10 protein-coding genes are annotated in these 18,891 nt (G+C 41.5%); 2 read left to right on the plus strand and 8 right to left on the minus strand.

The window, feature by feature from the left end; translation table 11 throughout:
• Window positions 1-2: 2 nt before the first annotated feature.
• On the plus strand, window positions 3-2,207 hold the full coding sequence (locus tag I2I13_RS03055; RefSeq protein WP_195648730.1) for a glycoside hydrolase family 2 protein: 2,205 nt from the start codon (window positions 3-5) through the stop codon (window positions 2,205-2,207).
• Between the two features lie 778 nt (window positions 2,208-2,985).
• On the plus strand, window positions 2,986-3,447 hold the full coding sequence (locus I2I13_RS03060) for a hypothetical protein (protein WP_148367780.1): 462 nt from the start codon (window positions 2,986-2,988) through the stop codon (window positions 3,445-3,447).
• Window positions 3,448-4,219: 772 nt separating this feature from the next.
• On the opposite strand, the gene I2I13_RS03065 is transcribed toward I2I13_RS03060, so the two are convergent.
• From I2I13_RS03065 to I2I13_RS03100, 8 genes are all read right to left on the minus strand, one after another.
• Window positions 4,220-6,826 (minus strand): DUF4962 domain-containing protein, encoded by a 2,607-nt coding sequence (locus I2I13_RS03065; protein WP_195648731.1) that lies wholly within the window; start codon window positions 6,824-6,826, stop codon window positions 4,220-4,222.
• Between the two features lie 118 nt (window positions 6,827-6,944).
• Complete coding sequence (locus I2I13_RS03070) at window positions 6,945-8,552, minus strand: sulfatase (RefSeq protein ID WP_195648732.1); 1,608 nt, start codon at window positions 8,550-8,552, stop codon at window positions 6,945-6,947.
• A 12-nt stretch (window positions 8,553-8,564) separates the two neighbouring features.
• Window positions 8,565-10,562: a heparin-sulfate lyase HepC gene (hepC, locus tag I2I13_RS03075; protein ID WP_148367776.1), complete on the minus strand. Its 1,998-nt coding sequence runs from the start codon at window positions 10,560-10,562 to the stop codon at window positions 8,565-8,567.
• Window positions 10,563-10,582: 20 nt separating this feature from the next.
• On the minus strand, window positions 10,583-11,872 hold the full coding sequence (locus I2I13_RS03080) for a DUF4995 domain-containing protein (RefSeq protein WP_148367775.1): 1,290 nt from the start codon (window positions 11,870-11,872) through the stop codon (window positions 10,583-10,585).
• Between the two features lie 172 nt (window positions 11,873-12,044).
• A complete protein-coding gene (locus I2I13_RS03085; protein ID WP_195648733.1) occupies window positions 12,045-13,811 on the minus strand; it encodes a RagB/SusD family nutrient uptake outer membrane protein in 1,767 nt (588 codons plus the stop codon).
• Window positions 13,812-13,834: 23 nt separating this feature from the next.
• Window positions 13,835-17,041 carry a TonB-dependent receptor gene (locus I2I13_RS03090; protein WP_148367773.1) on the minus strand — a complete coding sequence of 1,069 codons (3,207 nt, stop codon included), beginning with the start codon at window positions 17,039-17,041 and terminating at the stop codon, window positions 13,835-13,837.
• 247 nt (window positions 17,042-17,288) lie between these two features.
• Window positions 17,289-17,732, minus strand: coding sequence for a cupin domain-containing protein (locus I2I13_RS03095; protein ID WP_148367772.1), 444 nt, complete (start codon window positions 17,730-17,732; stop codon window positions 17,289-17,291).
• 29 nt (window positions 17,733-17,761) lie between these two features.
• Window positions 17,762-18,883, minus strand: coding sequence for an aldose epimerase family protein (locus I2I13_RS03100; protein ID WP_148367771.1), 1,122 nt, complete (start codon window positions 18,881-18,883; stop codon window positions 17,762-17,764).
• Between the last annotated feature and the right edge of the window lie 8 nt (window positions 18,884-18,891).

Consider the following 18,891-nt stretch of genomic DNA (forward strand, 5'->3'; position numbering starts at 1 on the left):
TTATGGATAAGAGAATCTTGTTTACTCTGGCTTTAGGAGCCATGTCGCAGGTGTTTGCCCATGCATGGGAGCCTAAAGGAGACAAAATCAAAACAGTATGGGCTGAACAGGTGACGCCGGAAAATGTGTGGCAAAGTTATCCCAGACCGCAATTGCAACGGGCAGAATGGATCAATCTGAACGGATTGTGGAAATATGCCGTAACGGATCAGAACACGCCCCGGAAGGATGTTTCCTTTGAGGGGGAAATCCTTGTTCCGTTTGCGATTGAATCGTCACTGTCCGGAGTGCAGAAAACATTTCTTCCTACGGATAAACTATGGTATCAACGTGAGTTCACACTAAATCCTTCCTGGAAGAATAAATCTACTATCCTGCATTTCGGAGCAGTGGATTATGAATGTCAGGTGTGGGTGAATAACCGGTTGGCCGGCACGCATAAAGGAGGGAATAATCCGTTCTCGTTTGATATTACTAAGTTTTTGAAGAAAAGCGGGCCTCAAAGCATTGAGGTAGCTGTAACCGATCCGACAGATACGGAATCTATTTCCCGTGGCAAACAGCAACTCAATCAGGAAGGGATTTGGTATACTCCCGTATCGGGTATTTGGCAGACAGTCTGGCTGGAAGCGGTAGATAAAACTTATATCCGTCAGGTGCTTCCTTCCACTGATATTGAGAAGAAGTCTGTAAAACTGAATTTCGACATAGCCGGAGCTAAAGGCAATGAAGAGGTAAAAATAGAAGTATTGGATGATGGTAAAGTAATCAGGACGGTGGAACAGAAGTTGCGTGATGCGATTGAGATAGATGTTCCGGATGCTGCTTTATGGTCTCCCGAATCTCCGAAACTGTATCATCTGAATATTTCCTTATCCAATGGAGGGCGTGTTTTAGATCAGGTAAAGAGTTACTTTGCTTTGAGAAAGGTAGATGTACGGAAAGATGAGTGCGGATATAACCGCATTTGCCTGAATAATCAACCCATCTTCCAATACGGTCCGCTCGATCAAGGCTGGTGGCCCGACGGATTGCTGACTCCTCCTTCCGAGGAAGCGATGCTGTGGGACATGGTGCAGTTGAAGAAGATGGGATTTAATATGATCCGTAAACACATCAAGGTAGAACCGGAACAATATTATTATTACGCCGATTCTCTCGGTCTGATGATGTGGCAGGATATGGTATCCGGTTTTGCTACATCAAGGAAGAAAGAGGAACACGTTAATCCGTCGGCTACTGCCGATTGGAATGCTCCCGAAGAACATACCCGCCAATGGCAAAAAGAAATGTTCGAGATGATTGACCGTCTCCGTTTTTATCCTTGTATCACTACCTGGGTTGTATTCAATGAAGGATGGGGACAGCACAATACGGTGGAAATCGTGAATAAAGTGATTAAGTACGACGATACACGTCTGATAAACGGGGTGACCGGGTGGACGGATAGAGGCGTAGGTGATATGTACGACGTACATAATTATCCTGTCACTTCCATGATTCTGCCGGAGAATAACGGTAACCGTATTTCCGTATTGGGAGAGTTCGGCGGTTATGGCTGGGCGATCAAGGAGCATATCTGGAATCCGAATATGAGAAACTGGGGGTATAAGAATATCGACGGGGCAATGGCATTGATTGATAGCTACGGTCGCCTGTTATATGATTTGGAAACGCTGATTGCCCAGGGATTGAGTGCGGCAGTCTATACACAAACCACCGATGTGGAAGGGGAAGTGAACGGCTTGATTACTTATGACCGGAAAGTGACTAAAATACCGGAAGGCTTATTGCACCTGATGCACAACCGTTTGTATGAAATCACCCCCGTGAATGCGGTTACTTTGATTGCGGACAGTCAGAATGGAAGCAAGAATACCCGCCTTGTCGGTGTGAACGGTCAGGAACTGAAAATGACTTCTTTGCCTTTCGAATGTTCCCCTCGTTCCACAATAGTATCTGAAGCAACTTTTAATGTAGATAAGGGCTTCAATCACCTGTCTTTGTGGCTCAATGTTGCCGGAGAAGCAAAAGTGTGGTTGAATGGAGTGGAAGTCTTTGCGCAGGAAGCAAAGCAGACCAGGCAATATAATCAATACAATATCAGTGACTACAGCCGTTACTTGCGGAAAGGGAGCAATCTGTTGAAAATCGAAGTGAAAGATAGCAAGAAGATGAGATTCGATTATGGGTTGAGAGCTTATTAACGGAATTGTTTTTCTTTTGTCTGTTTCTATTATAAGGTACTTACCTTTGTATTCTTCTTCCCGAATTGGCTTAGGAATCGAAACACTGTAGAATTTTTTGGTATCTGGGAGAAGCTGAACAATCCCACTTTTAATTGTGTAGAATCCGACATAATTAAAAGTGGGATTGAACAGTTATTGCCTTAGCGCAAAAGAATGGATACAAAATACAAATGCCATTGGTATTATATCAAAACTGCTAGATATGGTGGAACATGCCCACAAAGGCATTGATTTTATAAACATTCAGTGCAAAACTTCTTGTATTTATTGCCTTATTTCCAATATATTCCAAATAAATCATTTATCTTTGTCACACGCTTTCCGCCCATCAGCGTGATGGAACTGGTGGAAAGTGGTTTTATTTCTTAATAGAGTAAAAGCGTATTATCTCTCGTCTATGAAAATTAGCAGTTTTAAAGGAGAGAGGTGATTCAGCAGATACTCCACGCGAACGGTGTATATCAACATATCCGTCAGAGATGTGTTATATATAAACGATTGGCGTGGGTGTCTGTTGTTATCATTATCTTCCGAAGGGTATTGCTAAGCCTCATAGACGGATAATGGTGCAACAGCATCTGCGCCTTTCTTGTATCCGGTCGGTTTATTCATAATACCCCAATATAATCTGACCAATCCCCGCCACCGGACTGCAGGAAGCGTAGATGCCCGTTGTGCTAATATAATAAAAAGAGTATCCCTCTTTCATTGTATCACACATAAAAAAACGAACACTATGTCAGAATGGATTAGCATAGAAGAAGCGGCCAAGAAATACGGTATCGAAAAAGAGTATATCCAACTTTGGGTGGATATGCAGGTAATCATGTCATATTTCAAGGATTACAGAACCGTCGTAAACGATCAGAGTCTCCGTGGATTCCTGAAGATTAGGGAGAAAGGAATTAGCCCGGAATACGTGAAAGTCTTGGAGCAGCTTTGCATCAGTAAATCTGAAGTGTGTTCGGCATATGCTTTTCTCTTAGGGGCACGCGACAAGGAACTCGAAATGTACAGGGAAGCCAAATCACAGCGGGATGCATTACGGGGCATGTGGATAGAGCTAAACGAACGGACACGGGATTTAGAAATAGAACTTGAATTAGGACGGGGTAGTTGTTATAAATGCCCGTTAAAAAAGCTGTGTATAAGAATCAAAAGAATAAAACAGAATTGGTCCACAAAGATGCAGAAATGAGCAATCATCTTATTTTGTTTAGGCTAATACTTAGCGATTTGTACTCTTTTTATTGTCAATCTGTCAGGATGACATTCAAGTGCTTGAATATCAATTTTATACTGCCTGACAATAGGTGCTGATAATAGGCTGACAGTAAAACATCTGCACTTTTATTGTCAGCCTTGATTTCTTGTCAAGTGCCTTGTTTTAAGATTAATCAAGTGGGACTTTATAGGAAGAGTAGCCGGTATAGTTATGTTGGGATACCGGTATAGTTACATTAAAGTATCGGTATCTTTAATTCGTCACGGTCGTGACGAGATCTTCCCACGGCCGTGGTAGGATCTCGTCATGGCTGTGGGAAGAAGTTACCACGGCCGTGGGAAGTTAGCGATATCGGCACGTTAATGGACAAATGGTTATGGGATAATGGAAGTATAACAGCTGTATAACGTTTGTTTAATGGGGACTTGTCACAAAAGGTAAGTAGGCTGGATGGATTGAGGATAATACGGGAGGACAAATCATTAAATAATAGACTGGCAATAGGAACTGCTAAATTTATATATGTGAATACAATCGGAAATACTGCTTATCTTCAACCAAGAAAAGGGAAGAGAGGGTAAGCTGACTATGAGAAATACCCTGAAATGTTATGAGAATAAGCTGAAATTTAAGCTAAAATAGAGAATATCTTATGAGAAATACCGTATTGAAAAGTATTTCTCATAAGATATTTGTTTGATTATCTGATGTTTATGTGAATTAATGAGAATATGAGAAATGCTTTCTATATCTCTAAATCCGGTAAGGTATCAACTAGTTTCTTTTCCACACGCTTACCACCGACTTGATCTACAATAGTCGTAGCACCATTATTCAAATCATAATCAAAGTTCAGCGAAACACCTTTCTTTTTATTTTCTATACGGAGAAATGCTTTCTCTCCACCATCTAAATTACATTCAATAACCCATTCTTTTACAGTTATGCGATTTCCTTCACGATCCACCACAGCATCAGCACGGTTATTCCCATGTACATCAATCACATTCAAAAAACAGACCTGATTGCTGGGAGACGTGGTTGCTGTGAAATGGTAATGATTAGGGAGTGTCTTGCCAAGTCGTTTTTTCCAATCAACAGCAGCCACAAAGAAGGTATCTGTCTGTGCGTAAGTCATCTTTTGTGAGGAAAACAAATGGGCTACAGATACTCCGTCTACCTTATTCTTTCCCAGAATACGCAGTCCACCCCCTTCTTCAACCACTTCCATCGGAAGTTCTACCGTATGCAGTAAATAATTCCACTTTACAGGTTCCTTACCTGTCAGTTCATCATAAATGACAAATAGTCCCGAACGTCCTAATTGGACAATGTGCCTGCGGAAGAAATCCAGTTTATTCTCATCCCAACCCATTTCTGGAGTAAAACGAGTGCCGGACAAACGTCCGCGTTCCAGCCATAACGGAGAAATGACTTTGCCATAGGCATTGGAAGCATCACCTACAACGTAAGAGATTTCTTCACCTTCGTAATAGCGGGGAATCCAACCATAACCTTCTGTTCCTATCTTTTGTCCCATACCGTTTACCAATATGGAATTATGGGCACGAGTGTTCCGATAGGCATACATGCAGTGGTCATCTGTAAACCCGGTACGATGTCCGCTGCTATAGAAGATGGCTTTACCGCCAAAGAAGGTGTTGAAAGCATTCTGATTCGCTAAGGCATGAGAAGTAGAACCGTAAGGACTGCTTCGGAAAGAAAGCATCGCATTGTTAGTATGGTGTCCGATGTCGGTATGCATCAAAGCAGTACCCGTTTGACTGAAGATTTTGCATGCCGGTAAATCCGACAAGCGCATGCTATAAGCAGGTCTTTCCTTTTTAGTAATACAACGATACCACGTCAGGTCCGCCGGTTTGGTTTCGAAAGCTTTCGAGAAGATATCGGGGTCTTCTTGCATGATTTCGTGTACATAGGCTGCCGCCCACGGGTTGTTACATTCACGCGCTATGGCATCAGCATATCCTACGCGGCCTCCGTTCGGAGTATGCTGTCCCTCATGCGAATTGCCATGACCTCCGGATTTGGAGAAAGGAGGTTGCTGGTAGATGACATATAATGCATTATTGTTATACCACGGATCAGCAAAGAAATTGAAGCCTGAAATACGTGAGAAGAAGGCCGGAATTTCTATTAAGGTGCGTATATTTACATGGAAATAAGCGTCTCCGTTATGCCAGGCACCATCTTTGTTCAGACCGGGAAGGCGGGAAATCCATTCATTATAGCAATAATCTGTCCACACTGATGCTTCCGGTATCTCACCAACCGTAGCGAATGCCGCCATCGTCAGAATACGGAAAGTCATCTGCCATACATGGTTGTCGGCGATACGGTTCTCCAGATGATTGACATATTCATTATAGAACTTATCGCCAATATTGCGAATGTTGTCCAATAGCAGTTGTTTCTCTTCAGGAGACAGCAAGCCATAGAATCCATCATATGTAGATGTACTCATAGATAATAAAGTGGATAGATTAAAGTCGCCTGCAAAGTATTTGCTTTCTTGCCAGGAAAGAATTTCGCTCAATCGGTCGATACCTTCCCGATAATATTTTTTATCTTTCGTCAATAGGTAGGCACGTACCAATGCTTCTACGTTAGCTTCTTCCCTATCCACAATCTTACGGCTTTCCCGTATAAGGGCAGACTTACGCTGTACAAGGTTGGTCAATGTAACCACATTCGTTGTATCTATCTCCTCCCAAAGATGTTTCAACGGATGCGAGATGCATCGGACAGCCTTGTCTATATATGCCCGAGCTTCCGGATTATTTTTATTTTTTGCTATGATCTCCTCCCAATCATCGGCATCTAACAATACACGGGGATGATGGGAAGGGTAACCCGCCAATACTTTCTCTAAAGCAGGTGGATTAAACTCCGGTGTATCTTTATTTATATAGAACTGATAAACCGGCGACCACTCTTCATTACCTTCGGGAGTAACATAAGCATGTTGCCAATACCATTTTCCCGGAGCCAGACACTGGAAAGGATTGAAGAAAGCCCAGGCACGTTCTCCCGTCAGAACATCCTTTTGGAAATTTTTGTCTTGGGAAATACGAATCCGGTAAAGTACTTTCGGCTTTTCGTCCACTTGCCCCGGTACACCATCTAAAACGGAACCTAAATGCGGAAATTTGTCCGGCCACATAAAACGCGGCGGATTCACCGCAACATGTGCGTCATTCAACGGTGAAGGAGTTGCACGGACTTCGTGCATCATCGTTTTTTCAGCGACTTTTATAACGGCTGTTTGTCCGGAACTGTTACATGACATCAACAGACAAAAGGCAGGTAAACCTAATAATATCTTTTTCATTTTTGAATCTTATTTTTATTTGTTGAAAGTAACCAACTCTTTCAAACTGACTGTCTTATTATTGATTAAAAGGGGCTCAAAACCCTATAAATGTACTATATTTCATGCTTGCAAGGCATCAGTTCTTTATGAACCGTCTGTCACCTTTGAACAGTTCATTCTCTTTTTCGTCAGGATCTTCATCCTTATATTGTTTTTGAACCTCTTTCAGTAACGACATTAGTTCTGTTTGCTTATCAGCATACTCTAATTTGCCGAATATATTATTTAATTCATTCGGGTCGTTCTTCAAATCATACATTTCCCACTCATCCACATCATTGTAGAAGTGAATCAGCTTAAAATCAGCCGTGCGAATACCGTAATGCCGCTTTACCGAGTGTTCTGCCGGATATTCGTAATAATGGTAATAAGCCGCCTTTCTCCAATCGGCAGGAGTCTTGCTTCCATTGGTCAGAATAGGTTTCAATGATTTACCTTGAATATCATCTGGTATATCCACTCCCGCAAAGTCCAGCAAGGTAGGAGCAAAATCCACATTCATTGCAATTGCATCCGAAATACTACCCGCTTTTATTGCTTTCGGATATCGGATTATCAACGGCATGCGTTGACATTCTTCATACATAAAGCGTTTATCAAACCATCCATGCTCACCCAGGAAAAAACCTTGGTCTGAAGTGTAGATAATGATTGTATTATCCAATTCGCCCTTTTTTTCCAGATAGCTGAGTATGCGTCCGATGTTTTCATCCACAGCCACTACCGTTGCTAGATAATCGCGCATATATTGTTGGTATTTCCAACTTATAAGTTCCTTGCCCTGCAGTTTGCCGCTGCGATATTCGGAAATGCGTTGTGCATAGACGGAATCCCACTTGTCTTGTACATCGGCAGGCATACGTTTATAAACCTGATACAAACGGTTGGTCGTATCTCTCAGCATTTCTTCGCGAGTCAGCAATTTCAAGTCCCAATCGTCCGTAAGTGTATGCTCAATCGACATATCCTGTTCTTTGGCTGCAGAACCTCTGCCTTCATAGGTATCAAAGAATGTGGCCGGTTGGGGAAAAGTCGTATTGTTGAACATACCCAAATGACGGGGAGCAGGCATCCAGTTGCGGTGTGGCGCTTTCTGATGATACATCATACAAAAAGGCTTGCTCTTATCTCTATTCTCCAGATACTCGATAGCTTTGTCTGTTATAATATCAGTAGTGTATCCTTGTTCTACAATCTGCTTTCCATTCTCGTTGAAAGCAGGATTATAATAATCCCCTTGTTCATGCTGTCCTGTCAGGATACACCAATAATCAAATCCCTGAGGCTCTGTAATCAAATGCCACTTACCAACGATTGAAGTCTGATAGCCTGCTGACTGCAATAATTTAGGGAAAGTCTGCTGACTGCCGTCAAAAGTGCTGGCATTGTCCGTGAATCCGTTGACATGACTGAATTTGCCCGTTAAGATACAAGCCCTTGACGGACCGGACAGGGCATTGACCGCATAACAATTGTCCATGCGGATACCTTCGTTGGCAATTCTATCCATGTTGGGAGTCTGGAGAAGACGACCTCCGTAGCACGACATAGCTTGTGTAGTATGGTCGTCCGTCATCATAAAAATGATATTGGGCCGTTTCACCTCTTCCTTGAGTTTACCTGAACTACAAGCAGATACTCCAATAGCTGTGAGGGGCAAAAATAAAAATGATAGTCGATTCATAACCACTGCCGCTTATAAATGATACTCTAATTGGCGTTTCTTACCATTGACAGATACTTCTATCTTCACACCGTTTTCATCGAATTCTTTATTCAGGTATTTCGCCTTGATATAGGGGAAAGAAGCTGTATCCTTCACCGGATAAATAACTGTGATGTAACGTACCGGGGCCGGACTTTCCTTGACTATATCGAATGATACGGAAGTGCGGGCTACGCGTTGACGATAAGCAATCGAACTCCAGCCTTCCTTTTCTCTGGTAGAGATTTTTTTCTCGGCAAAGCATTGCAGCTTCACATTGTTCGGTCCGTCAAAAGCGGTGGTCAGTATATTATTCTTTTCATCCACATTGACATTTCCTTCGCAGAAATGATAGTTCAGGTTCACTGTTCCTTTGGCATCTCCAACTGCCTCATCAACAATGACAAAATACGTCTGGTCAACAAAAAATACGGAACGCCTGTGTTTCAGCCCGTCATAATGCGGATTTTCCGTTACCAGGATCTGTTCATTACCTTCTGGTTTCCAAAGTTTAGTGACAGACTGCGTGGTTTGTAGATTCTTTTCATCCAATGTCAGTGTATTATGAACGCAAGTCTGGCGGAACCAGTTGCGAAGCTTCATCACTTCATCATCTCCGGCATACACATACGAGCCGCTGTCGGGAAACAGATTCTTGCCATTAAACCAAAGTTCAAAAGTTCCGTTATCGGGCTGACAGTGCCATTCGCCCTTCGGACCTGCTTTCACCACCATTACTGTAGCATCTTGTTTCCACCCGTTTCTGAAAGTGAAAAAGCCAGAAGTCAAAGCACCATGAGACAGATTAGGCAACGGAGTGCCTTCACGTCCTTCGGTTGCATAATAGCGTATCCATTCACAATCCGGGAAAATATTGAGCCACTCCTTATAATTTTTAATTTCTGCCGGACGATTACCCAGTTTGGCATCGCTGAAACAAGGATTGCTATAATCAGGGAAGCAAATATTTGAGTAGAATTCGATCATGCTCTTTACCGTATTCACATATTCAGCAGGAAATTCCTGACGGAAACCGTTAACATCCGCCATGCGCAAAGCTTTACAAAAGATATTGATTGCTGCCAAATGATAATGAGGGTCCAACTCGTACTGACCTCCATCCGGATAAACTTGCTTTTTGATTTCACGGTTCAGAATGCTGATGCCACTTTCCCTCCAAGAGGCAGCCTCTTTAAACTCTGGAAAGAAGGCTCCTGCATACACCATGCGCTGAGCTTCAAAAAGCAAGTGATTACCCTGAGCGGAATAATTATTCAGAATGTGCAGTGCATGGCGATGATAATTCACTAGAAATTCAGTCAAAAATTCTGGAGTGAACGACGGTGAATCGACAAACAACAAGAACTGCAAGGTCTGGTCTTGCAAACGGTTGCTGACTTCCAATGGACGCCAGGCAAAACGTACATTCTCCGCATTGTCTTTTACTTCACCGGCACTGACCAGTTCATATTCTTCCGGTTCCACCTGTGTCAAAGGATTCTTCTTAATCCAATCCATATACTGGTATGCCCATTCTTTGGCATATTTCTCATCACCTGAAAGGCGATAGGCTTTTCCCATAGGAGTAAACCATTTATGGCGATGCAGTTGCCAACGTAGTTCATTGTCTTGCACCGGCCAATATTGCCAGTTGATGTCTTTGCCATAATTATAAGAAGGTTGATATCCTTTATGTACAAAGAATGTATGTTCCAAAGCGTCATCCGCCCACTTTTGCTCTTCTTTTGAAATTTGAATGTTCTTCAAATCAATATCAGGATGGAAGATTCCCGTGCGATGCCGGTAATAATTCAACAGTGCTTTGGCAGCTTCGTCATAATTTTGTGCAGCATAGGCGGCTTTAACCTCCTGCATACCCTGATAGTCCAGATTTAAGAGGCTGAAAGCTTCTTCTTTGAGTTGCTGCGCTTGAATGTAAAAGGACACTGTTAATAAAACAATGCTCAAAATGTATTTCAAATTTTTCATAAAAGTAATATTCTATTCAATTAAAGCGATTCGTAGTCTAATCTTTTTACCTGCATGTATCGCAGCAATGCTTCCAGATAGTAGTAGTCGGCATAATTCAGTGGGGTGTCGATCTCCGAACCATTAGGTAGTGAGCCTACTGAATGCATCAGCAGGAATCCTTGGTTGGTACCGGCTTTTGCCAAATACGCATCTGAAGAAAGTGAATGAAGTAATTTTTCAGCATAATTCAGATATATTTGTCCATTTTCCGTCAAGGTACTAAGTTCTATTAGTGCCGAGGCTGTAATAGAAGCTGCTGATACATCACGGGGTGTTTCAGGAGTATCGGGGGCATCGTAATCCCATAAAGGAATGAGGTCTTCAGTCTTCACACGGTCCATTATCATTGCTGCAATGTTTTTAGCTTGTTGCAGGAAGAGCGTATTTTTCGATTCGCGATAGCAGGATGTGTATCCATATACACCCCAAGCTTGTCCGCGTGCCCAAGCTGAATCGTCATTCTTTCCTTGGTGAGTACATTTCTCTTCTACACTCCGATCGTCATTATAGCTCACCACATGATAAGAGGAATAGTCTTCCCGAAACTGATGTTGTTGTGTTACGCGAGCATGTTGTAGAGCAATCTCTTTGTATTGCGGATTACCAGTAAGTCGATATACATAAAACAAAAGGTCCAAATTCATCATGTTGTCTATGATAACGGGGAAATTCCACCGTCCGAAGTCCCACGAACGAATACATCCTATCTTGGAATCAAAACGTCCGCACAGATTATCAGCGGTTTGTATCAATGCCTGACGTACACTGTCTGCAGGAGCCAAACGATAGGCATTGCCGTAGCTGCAATTCATCATGAATCCGATATCATGCGTACCTTTATATTTCCTTACTGGATAGAGAAAATTTGTAAAATGTATGGCAGCGTCCTTCAGATTTTCTTTGCCTGTTATTTGGTAGATTAGCCACAGGTTGCCGGGAAAGAATCCGCTTGTCCAGTCATAGATAGAAGTGCAATAACGACGAGTACCCAATACTTCCGTCACGGGTTTTACCCGTAAGGAGTCCTTAAAGGTCATAGGATTCTGTTGCAGTTGGCTGCATAGGAAATCTATATCATAACCAGTCCAGATGGAACGAGGCAATAAAACAGAATCACCTATATCAGCTACAGTTTCTTCCAATTGCCTGACAGATGTATCTATTGCACTCTTTAGCCAACCATAGTCTTCTTCGGGCTGAGGAGACGCACAACTAGAACATTCCAATAACGTAACAACTACATATCCCAACAATAAAATATTCTTCATAAAAATATGTCTTATAAATAACTGTTTCTATATGCAAAATTGCCTACAAATCAAAAACTCATTACACGATTCTATGGAAAGAAGTTTCACAGGTAATAAAAAGATTATTACGTCTGTTTTATGACAGAATAATATTCTTTTTATTACCTGTGAAATACTCTACGGAGGGTTTTTATTCAAATCCCGGATTGTTCTGTCCATTCAAAGCTGCATTCGACTGTATCTCAGCTAACGGAATGGGATACAATTCATGTTTGCCATCCACAAAGTTATGTCCAGCCACATAATTGCTTGATGCCCATGAAACAGGATCCCAACTTTGTAGTGTACTTGCATTAATGTATTCATTAGCATCTGGATACCAGGATTCTATGTAAGCTTGTGCAGCTCTCAAAGCATCACCCAGACATCCCCACCGAAGAAAGTCATACTTGCGTTGTCCCTCGTAACAAAGTTCAAAACCACGTTCCCAATACAAAGCTGTACGAAATTTCCCAGCATCGTCACTATCATCAATAAAATCCAAATTATACACCTTAGGAGCTTTCATCAGACTTGCATAGTTGGCACTCGTAATAGGAGTAGCCTCTGCACGCTGGCGTACATCGTTCAGTAGCTTCCAGGCTTCTGTTGCATTGTTAGTCTCATTATAAGCCTCTGCAGCCATTAATACAACATCTGCATAACGCAAAGGACAATAGTTCACACCAGTATTGTTGGGATCCACAAAACCCAAAGCCATCCATTCTCTGCGCCATTTACCCGGATAACGATATAAACTCTTGGCTATAGAACTGGCCGTATATGACTTATCCTGAGTTTCGGTAGTAGCATTCCATACATACGCATAATCCACGAAATTTACATCCCGACGTACATCCTTCTGACTACCATCCGCATTCGATTCATAGAATGATTTCCAGTAGGGTAATACCGTAAAGAAAGCATTGGCGCGTCCCATGTATGAACTCGTGCCAGAATAACTACCCGGAGCATCTACTATCGGGCCATTGTAAGTAGCCCACATTCCAGAATTGTCTGTTTGTCCTTGATTGGGTTCAAAAGCAATCTCCCACAAACTTTCCTGATTATTCAGAATCAATTGAGAATAGTTTTTGAAGAGTTGCTCGTAACCGCCACCATAGAAATTATGATAACCTTCTACCTTGAATGTCTCCCATTCCCTAATCACAGCTTCAAAATAGCTCTTGCGGGTAGTATCATCCGGACGGGTCAACTTTCCGGTAGTGCTGCTTAGGCTATAGCCGGCCCGTTGCAAATACACCCTCATCAATAATGCACGAGCCGCCCCCTTACATGGAATTTCAGAAGAAGCAACTGCACTTCCTACATACAAATGTTCCTTTGCAAAGTTTAAATCGTCAATTATCTGATCGTATATCAATTCACGATCCATGCGAGGTTTGGAAGTCTGTTCATAGCCGCTTGTATAATCTACGCTAAATGGCACATCCCCAAAGAATCTTACCAAATCGAAGGCCAAGAATGCCCGAAGAAATTTGGCCTGTCCAACTAATTCCTGTAAAGCTGTATTCCCTTCATATCCTTCCATCTGCTCAATACTAGCAATTGCTAGATTGGCACGGTCAAGACCTTGATAGGCAAACTCCCAAACGGAAGCAATCCATGTATTCGAAGAAGTATACATATAGTGAGACAAATCACGGCGAGTTCCATCTCCACCAACCCCTCTTACCATAAACATATCATCCGAACCGAAGAAAGGCATAATGTATTGGCCGTAATATTCACCGGTCTCCAAACAGTCATAGATTCCTACAACTGCCATTCGGGCCTTGTCTTCTGTCACGAAATAAGTATCTTTCTCATAATATGAAGTAGGCTTTTCCGTTAAATCACAGGAACCAAATCCTATCACCATCAGTGCGCCAAGCGCATATATCATTTTATTTTTCATTGTATTCCCTTTTTTTATCCTAATTAAAATGCTACATTAACACCAAATACGAAAGACCGACTTCTGGGATAAGCACCGAAATCAACGCCCGGAGTCAGAGCATCGCTCATTGTAGAAACCTCTGGATCAAAACCTGTATAAGGTGTCCATGTCAGCAAGTTGTTTCCAGTGGCGTATATACGTAATTTGCTTAAACCAAGCTTATTAATCATTCTTTTAGGGAATGAATATCCGATGGTTATATTACTAAGTTTCAGATAGGAAGCATCTTCCACAGCCCACGAATGAATGTATGTATTGTTCGAACCGTTGTCACCAAATACAGCAACGCTTTTTCCCCTATTTACAGCCGCCAGTTCTTCCGGATTCTTAATCAATTCTCCATTGCTGTTTACGGTTACCCAACGGTTAGCTTCATTGGCTATTGCCAACACGTTCTTATTGGTCAAAGCTGTTTTTGTATTAGTCAGTTTCGTGGCATTAAGTACTTCTGCTCCGTAGCTATAGGTCAAAAAAATGCTCAAATCAAAATCTTTCCAAGTAAAGGTATTGTTAATACCACCATAGAAATCAGGAAATGCATTACCGATAACAGTCTTGTCATTTTCCGTAATCAAATTATCCTCACTACCATCCACATTCTTAAATTTCCAATAACCCGGTTGAATTTGTTTTTTGTCTCCATGATAAGGAACCCCATCCTTCAAGGTATAAGTATTAGTCGTTGCATCATAATCGAAATCGCTTACCTGATACAGACCATCTGTAACATAGCCATAGAACTGTCCTAAGGGTTGTCCAACTGCAATTTGATGGGACGCACCGGCACCAGAATAACCAAAGCTTGCCAAATACAACTGTACGTCTTCACCTGTCAGCTTGTTGACTTTGTTCTTATTATGAGATAATGTAACAGTCGTATTCCATGAGAAATTCTTGTTGGTGAAGTTCACTGTATTAATAGTCAAGTCGATACCGATATTTTGAGTTTCGCCTGCATTAATAATCATATTCTGATAACCAGATGAGTAAGGCAATTTGGCCGCCAACAACAAATTACTACTTCGGTTGATGTAGAATTCCGGAGAGAAAGTGACACGTTGATTCAAGAAACCAAAATCCATACCTAAATTGAACGTCTTGTTAGCCTCCCATTTCAAATCGGGGTTAGGAACTTGATTGGAAGCATAACCAGCCTGTGCGCCGTTGCCATTAGCAGCTGTAACAGAACTCATGATTGCCAGACTCTGATAACTGTCGATTCGGTTATTACCTGCCAAGCCATAACCGACACGGAGTTTCAAATCAGAGAAGACATTCAAATTCTTGATGAATTTTTCTTCACTCAAACGCCATGCAGCAGAAAATGCCGGGAAATATCCCCATTTATTGTTCTTTCCGAATTTTGAAGAACCATCGGCACGTACTGAAGCTGTAAACAGGTACTTATCCAACAAGCTGTAGTTTACGCGAGCAAAGAAAGAAAGCAGCTTATCATCATAATTCTCAGAAGAAGTAGGAGTACTTGGTGTTCCTAATGAAAGGTCGCCCAGTCCGATTTCGTCATTCGGAAATTGAGTAGCACCTGCTGAGAACGAACGTGCCCATTTGCTTATAAACTCGTGGCCAACCATTGCAGTGATATCATGTATCTTGTTATTCCAAGCATAAGTCAAAACATTGGAAGTCTGAAAACTATTATTTTCGAGATTCGTAATAGTACCTTTGATACTGGAACGCTTAGCTGTTTGCGATTCTGCACCATAGAACACATCATTACGACGAGTTTGATAGAGCATACCTACTGTACTGCGAAACGACAATCCTTTTAGCAATTTAATCGTAGCACCTCCATTGGCTTGGAAAGTACGCCACTCTCTATCATTAATTTCTTCGGCAGCAGAAATTAGAGGATTCTGCATTACATTACCACTGTCATCAGCTAAAATGGGGTCTTCACCTGCCAGAAGTTCTGCATCAGTTCCTTGAATACCGATTGTGGGGCGGTATTGTAGGATATGTTGCATCTTATTGAAACGGTCGCTATCTCCTGAAGTTCCCATGCCTTCTACACGTCTCTGGTCATAACTGATGCGAGAATTTACCGTGAGCCATTTGTTAACTTCATGATTCATGTTAAAAGAGATATTGTGTTTCTTAGTACCACTATACACCATAGCTCCTTCTTCATTATAGAACGAATAAGCCAAACTATAATTCATCTTTTCAGTCTTTCCGGAGACTGCAACACGATAGTTCTGTGTTAAAGCTGTACGTCCCAGTGCTTCATCTTGCCAGTTAATTCCGGGACGATTGGCATAGTTGGCTTCGATATCACTATATTTACCATATCTTTTCTCCCATGATGTCATACCGTCAGCACCAGCATCACCTGTACTCATTCTCCACAAGGTGCGTTCGTAATCCAGTCGTACAAACTCGTAAGGAGAAAGTACATCGAGCTTTTTGGCCAAAGTCTTGAAGCCTACATAACTATCAAAAGTGACTGTTGCTTTGCCGTGGGATTTACTACCATTCTTGGTGGAAATCACTACAACACCATTGGCACCACGTGCACCGTAAATAGCTGTGGCGGAAGCATCCTTCAGTACGTCAATCGTTTCTATTTCAGCGGGATCTAGGCTAGCCATACCATCTTCGCTGGGAAATCCATCGATAACATAAAGTGGTTCATTACTCTGGGTAATTGAAATTCCTCCACGTACGCGTATGGAAACAGTAGAACCTGGAGCCCCCTCACTTTGTTGTACCATCACACCAGCCATACGTCCGCTCAAAGCTTGTGTTACATCACTAACTGGAATTTTAGAAAGTTCTTGTCCGCCTACTGAAGCTACCGAACCGGTTAAATCCTTACGTTTTACAGTAGCATAACCAATAGCAACAACTTCGTCCAGCATCACAGCATCAGCCTTTAAAGTTACGTTAATTACACTTTGATTATTGACCTTCACTTCCTGTGAAGTCATCCCCACATAAGAAAAAATCAGCACATCTTTAGATGCATCTTTTACTTTTAAAGTATAGTTACCATTTATATCGGTAACTGTTCCAACCCCGACAGCACCTTTAATAGTAACACTACTTCCAATCAGTTCATATCCTTCGCTATCAACCACCTTACCGGTTATTGTCAGACTTTGTGCGTATGCAGCCATACTAACAAAAGCGAGGACAAACATTAAAAATAATTCTTTTAATTTGTACATACATAAATAAATCTAAGGTTTAACTTTAGAATTTTTCGATAACAAACATACGACAAGTGCTAAAAAAAGGGTAAAAGTATTGTTTTTAATCTCCCCATTTTTCCACTTTTTTCATATCAATATTGTTCACCATGTAATAGTTTTGTGCAAAAACAGCCTTATAGATACCTAAAACACAGGGTGTTGTTTTAATCAAATAGTAAATTTATGTATCTGATTACACGCCCTTTAGGTTGTTTTTCAGTACTTATTTCAGAAAATCCGCCCGCATCGGAGCAAAACAATCAATCAAAACTCCAGGTTCCAGACAAATGCAGCCATGTAAGATGTCTGGTTCAATATAAATACCGTCTCCTGCTTCCACAATTTTCTTTTCATCACCTACCGTAAATTCGAATTTACCAGTTGCTACATAAGTCGTTTGCGTATGATAGTGGGTATGGGGAGTTCCTATGGCCCCTTTCTCAAACTTAACTTTAACCAGCATCAGTTGCCCGTCGTAACCCATGATTTGCCTGGTCACGCCTTCACCAGCGGGTTCCCATGCTTTGTCCTTTTCATAAATAAAAGTGCCACTTCTTGTTTTCTTTACAGAATTGTCGGGAATTTTGTTATTGGCACATAAACTCGTTATCACCAAAAGAGGCACTCCAATTATAAACATGCATTTCTTCCATACTTTCATTTTCATAATTAATAAGTTTTAGTTGATTAAATATATTATTCTGATATAGTTTCAAATTTATAAATAGTCATTTGGCGGTATATTTCTCCCGGAAACAAGCTTGTAGTTGGAAATTGAGGATTGTTAGGAGCATCTGGAAAATGCTGCATCTCAAGGCAAAAGCCATAATACCGGCCATACTTCTTGTCGTCATGTCCGGCAAGATAATCCATGTTCGAATTCGGAATATAAAACTGCATACCTGGTTCAGTGGTGTATGCTTTCAGAACTCTGCCGGATATGGGTTCTACCACAATAGCCGCCAATTCCAAAGAATCTGAATACCTATTCAGTTTATAGTTGACATCATATCCTTTCCCCATTTTCCGTATTCGTTTTTCTGCCCGTTGTGGAGTAGTGTAATCATATACAGTTCCTGCTACGGCCAGTATCTCTCCGGTAGGAATGCCTGTAGAATCGACCGGAGTTATGGAATCTGCATTAATCCTATAAATATGGTCCAACACCGGTTCTTTACAGCCTGTCAGGTTGAAATAGCTATGGTTCGTAAGATTGATTACCGTAGGCTGATCTGTAGTAGCTGTATATTCCAAGATAATCTCATTCTGATTAGTAAGTTTATAAGCTACTGAAAGATTCAGATTTCCGGGAAATCCCCCTTCCAGGTGCGCACTTCTATATTTAAAAATTACGATGGCCGTATCTTTTACTGTATAGAATGTGTCCGTTTCAAAAATCCGGTTATTGAATCCTTTTGCCCCTCCATGGATGGAATGGCCTTTATTGTTTTTTTCCAGATGATATGTCTGCCCGTTCAATTTGAATTCGGCATTTTTGATTCTGTTGGCAAACCTTCCCACCGTAGCACCTAATTTAGGATGTTTTCCTAAATAATATTTCAAACTATCAAACCCCAGAACTACATGTTCAAAGTTTCCTTGCCTGTCGGGAACGGAAATATCAGTCAGAGAAGCGGCGTAATTCGTCACCTTAACAGACATTCCGTTTCCATTTACCAAGGTGAAAAGCTCTATAAGTTTGTCTCCACTCCGAATACTATCACTCTTAGATACTGACAACTGATATGAAGCCGATTGACTGCACGAAACCGATAGAACTAAAACTGCTGTCAAAACTAAAATAAGGTGTACTTTCATAAGTAATA

Source organism: Bacteroides sp. D55t1_190419_B8 (assembly GCF_015558905.1).
GTDB classification, from domain to species: Bacteria; Bacteroidota; Bacteroidia; order Bacteroidales; family Bacteroidaceae; genus Bacteroides; species Bacteroides vicugnae.

What these genes read in the sequence shown, in the direction of transcription:
- I2I13_RS03090 (WP_148367773.1), bottom strand. Translation starts at nt 17,041, where the DNA reads ATGTACAAATTAAAAGAATTATTTTTAATGTTTGTCCTCGCTTTTGTT.
- I2I13_RS03055 (WP_195648730.1), top strand. Translation starts at nt 3, where the DNA reads ATGGATAAGAGAATCTTGTTTACTCTGGCTTTAGGAGCCATGTCGCAG.
- I2I13_RS03100 (WP_148367771.1), bottom strand. Translation starts at nt 18,883, where the DNA reads ATGAAAGTACACCTTATTTTAGTTTTGACAGCAGTTTTAGTTCTATCG.
- I2I13_RS03095 (WP_148367772.1), bottom strand. Translation starts at nt 17,732, where the DNA reads ATGAAAATGAAAGTATGGAAGAAATGCATGTTTATAATTGGAGTGCCT.
- I2I13_RS03065 (WP_195648731.1), bottom strand. Translation starts at nt 6,826, where the DNA reads ATGAAAAAGATATTATTAGGTTTACCTGCCTTTTGTCTGTTGATGTCA.
- hepC (WP_148367776.1), bottom strand. Translation starts at nt 10,562, where the DNA reads ATGAAAAATTTGAAATACATTTTGAGCATTGTTTTATTAACAGTGTCC.
- I2I13_RS03085 (WP_195648733.1), bottom strand. Translation starts at nt 13,811, where the DNA reads ATGAAAAATAAAATGATATATGCGCTTGGCGCACTGATGGTGATAGGA.
- I2I13_RS03060 (WP_148367780.1), top strand. Translation starts at nt 2,986, where the DNA reads ATGTCAGAATGGATTAGCATAGAAGAAGCGGCCAAGAAATACGGTATC.
- I2I13_RS03080 (WP_148367775.1), bottom strand. Translation starts at nt 11,872, where the DNA reads ATGAAGAATATTTTATTGTTGGGATATGTAGTTGTTACGTTATTGGAA.
- I2I13_RS03070 (WP_195648732.1), bottom strand. Translation starts at nt 8,552, where the DNA reads ATGAATCGACTATCATTTTTATTTTTGCCCCTCACAGCTATTGGAGTA.